This window comes from Mesorhizobium sp. M2C.T.Ca.TU.002.02.1.1 (assembly GCF_003997225.1).
The window spans coordinates 1-2,822 of record NZ_RZTO01000784.1 but is presented as its reverse complement, the minus strand read 5'-3'; the positions used below and the strand labels follow the sequence as shown (position 1 = coordinate 2,822).

The window sequence follows — 2,822 nt, the reverse complement described above, 5'->3', positions numbered from 1 at the left end:
ATATTAGGCGTCCTGGTCGAGGACGCGACCATCAGCTATGCCGAACTCGGCGAGCGAGTCGGCCTGTCGCCGCCGGCGGCGCATGAGCGGGTCAAGCGGCTGAAGCGCAGCGGCGCCATCCGCGCCACATCGGCGATCATCGATCCGCGGGCGGTGAAGAAGCCGCTGCTTGCCTTCGTGCATATCGACACCAGGGGCTGGGGCAAGACGCCGGAGCTGATGGCGGTCTCCAAATATCCGGAAGTCGAGGAGATCCACACGGTCGCCGGCGACACCTGCATGCTGCTCAAGGTGCGCACCGAGGACACGCGCGCGCTGGAAGGCCTGCTGGCCCGCCTCTACGACACGCCCGGCGTGACCTCGACGCGCAGTTATGTCGTGCTGTCGACCTATCTCGAACGGCCGGTGCAGCCGGAGATCACGAGCGAGTGGCCGGCGCCCAAGCACATGGCGACGCCCATGTATTAGGTCGCCGCCAGCTGACGGCGCCTGGAACGCGCCAACAGATAGAAAGCCGCGACATGCGTGATCATCAGCAGTGGCACGTAGATGATGGGGATCGCGTAAGTGGCGCCCAACTGTCCGGCCTGTCCGGGAAGGTCGAGTACGACGCCGTGGTAGTAATCGCCGACAAGGTCAACCATGCCCACGACATTGAAGGCGACGGTGAGCGGCCAGAAGATCGCGGGCCTTGCCACCGCAAGCAGCGCCAGCATGGCGAGCAGGCCGGTGGCGAAGTCGCCATAGGCGGCGAAGCTTGCGAAGCCGGCTGACAGGTCCGGCCCGGTGACGCCCGGGATAAGAAAAACAAGCCCGAAGAAGCGGAAGCTGTGCAGCGCTGCGATCGCGCGCTGCGCCTCTATCGGCCCCATCGACTTGAGCTTCGGCCAGATATAGGCGGCGAAGCAAAGCAGCCAGGGCACGTAGCCCAGCGCGAGGTGGATGTTGAAGATCACTGCCGGTGACATCTTCGCCTCCTATAATGTTAGTTTTCGCAATTCCGGACGGAAGGCTACGGCGAAGTCGCCGAGCCTAACCGCTGAACACTTTTCCTGGAATTGCTCAGTTGACGGGAACGGCTTCGAACACCGCCGTGAGGATGCCCAGCCGACCTTCCATGAGATTGCGTCCGAGATTGGTGGCGAGTTCCGCGAAACCCTGCCCCATGACGACGCCGAGATTGAGTGTAGGCGGCGGGCCGGAGGCGCGGAGCTCGGCGAACCAGGCCTTGGCGACGGTGGTGTCGTCGCGGCGCACGAGCGTGCCGAAGCCGGCCGCCTCGATCGCCTCGCAGGTCGCCTCGGCCGTCAGCAGGAAGCTTTCGCCCGGCGTCCTCGCCCACGGAACCGGATAGAGCGGATCGCCGCTATTCAGCACGACGTCGAAGGTCGCGAATTTTCCGCCAGGCTTCAGCACGCGCCTGATCTCGCGGTAGAGCAGCGGCCGGTCGGCGATGTTCATCGCCACATGCTGCAACAGCGCGGCGTCGAACATGCCGTCCTCGAAGGGAAGCGCAAGCGCGCTGCCGGTTTCGAACGACACTTTGTCGTCCTGCCCGGTTCGCGCGGTCAGGTAGCGCGCCGCCTCGACGAAGGGCTCGCTGAGATCGACGCCTGTCACCTCGCAGCCATGGGTCTCGGCAAGAAAGCGAGCCGGCCCGCCGACGCCCGATCCGACGTCGAGCACCGACATGCCGGCAGTGATGACGGCCAGATTGGCGAGCTCCGCTGTCGCGGCCAGCCCGCGGGTGTGGAACTGGTCGAGGGTCGCCAGTTGCCCGGGCTTCAGCCGCTGTTCCTGAGGCCCAAACACCGCCAGCGCGGTCTTCAATCGATCGGTCAATCCTGTTGCGCGATAGTGATCGCGCACGCGGTCCAGTTCATCGGTCATCGCCACTTCCTTTCGGGCTTCCAAGGTCACGCCAGAAATACGGCCGCTTTCTGCCGGCAACTATCCGCGATAATGTCGATGGGTCATGAAGCAGAACTTCACAGTCAGGCATGGCGCGCTCGACGGCGTCGAGGCGTTCTTGAGCGTCGCCAGGCATCGCAATTTCCGCAAGGCGGCAGCCGAGCTTGCCGTCACCCCGTCAGCGATCAGCCAGGCCATACGCACACTCGAGGCGCGCATCGGCGCTGCGCTCTTCATCCGCACGACGCGCAGCGTCGGCCTCACCGAAGCCGGCGAGCGCTTTTTCGCGCGCGCCCGGCCGGCCTTCGAGGAGCTGATCGCGGCAAGCGAGATCGCGCGCGGGATGGGCCAGCGGCCGGCCGGGCTGTTGCGCCTCTCGGTGCCGCCGGCCGTGGTGCCGATGCTGCTGGAGCCGATGATCGCCTCCTTCTGCCAGGCCTATCCCGAGATCGAGCTGGAGATCGTCGCCAGCGGCGAGCTGGCCGATCTCGCCGCCGAGGGATTCGACGCCGGCATCCGCATGGGCGATCTGATCGCGCCCGACATGATCGCGGTTCGCCTGACGCCCTCCTTTCCGATGGTGGTCGTCGGCAGTCCGGATTATCTACGCCGGCGCGCGGCGCCCGAGCGCATCGAGGACCTGCGCGACCATGCCTGCCTGCGCCTGCGCCGCTCGAACGGCTCGGTCGCGCCCTGGTCCTTTGTCAACGGCAACAAGACCGTCGAGGCAATCGTGTCGGGACCGCTGATCGCGCACGATTATCCGTCGCTGCTCGGCGCGGCGATCCAAGGGGTCGGGCTGGCGCAGGTGCCAGGCCCGATCGCCGAAGCACCGATCGCCGACGGGCGTCTGCAGGCGCTGCTCGGCCGCTTCGCGGTGACCACGCCCGGCGTGTTCCTCTATTATCCGG

4 protein-coding genes are annotated in these 2,822 nt (G+C 66.2%); 2 read left to right on the top strand and 2 right to left on the bottom strand.

Annotation, left to right across the window (positions count from 1 at the left end; all coding sequences use genetic code 11):
* Positions 1-468: Lrp/AsnC family transcriptional regulator (locus tag EOD07_RS29365; protein WP_164772649.1), on the top strand; the 468-nt coding region annotated here is incomplete at its 5' end.
* Here the strand turns inward: EOD07_RS29365 and EOD07_RS29360 are convergent.
* Positions 465-968: a hypothetical protein gene (locus EOD07_RS29360; protein WP_127237833.1), complete on the bottom strand. Its 504-nt coding sequence runs from the start codon at positions 966-968 to the stop codon at positions 465-467. The genes EOD07_RS29365 and EOD07_RS29360 overlap by 4 nt on opposite strands.
* Before the next feature lie 94 nt (positions 969-1,062).
* Entirely contained in the window at positions 1,063-1,890 is an 828-nt protein-coding gene (locus EOD07_RS29355) for a class I SAM-dependent methyltransferase (protein WP_127237832.1), read from the bottom strand.
* A gap of 85 nt (positions 1,891-1,975) precedes the next feature.
* Here EOD07_RS29355 and EOD07_RS29350 point away from each other — a divergent pair.
* Positions 1,976-2,822: LysR family transcriptional regulator (locus tag EOD07_RS29350; RefSeq protein ID WP_164772648.1), on the top strand; the 847-nt coding region annotated here is incomplete at its 3' end.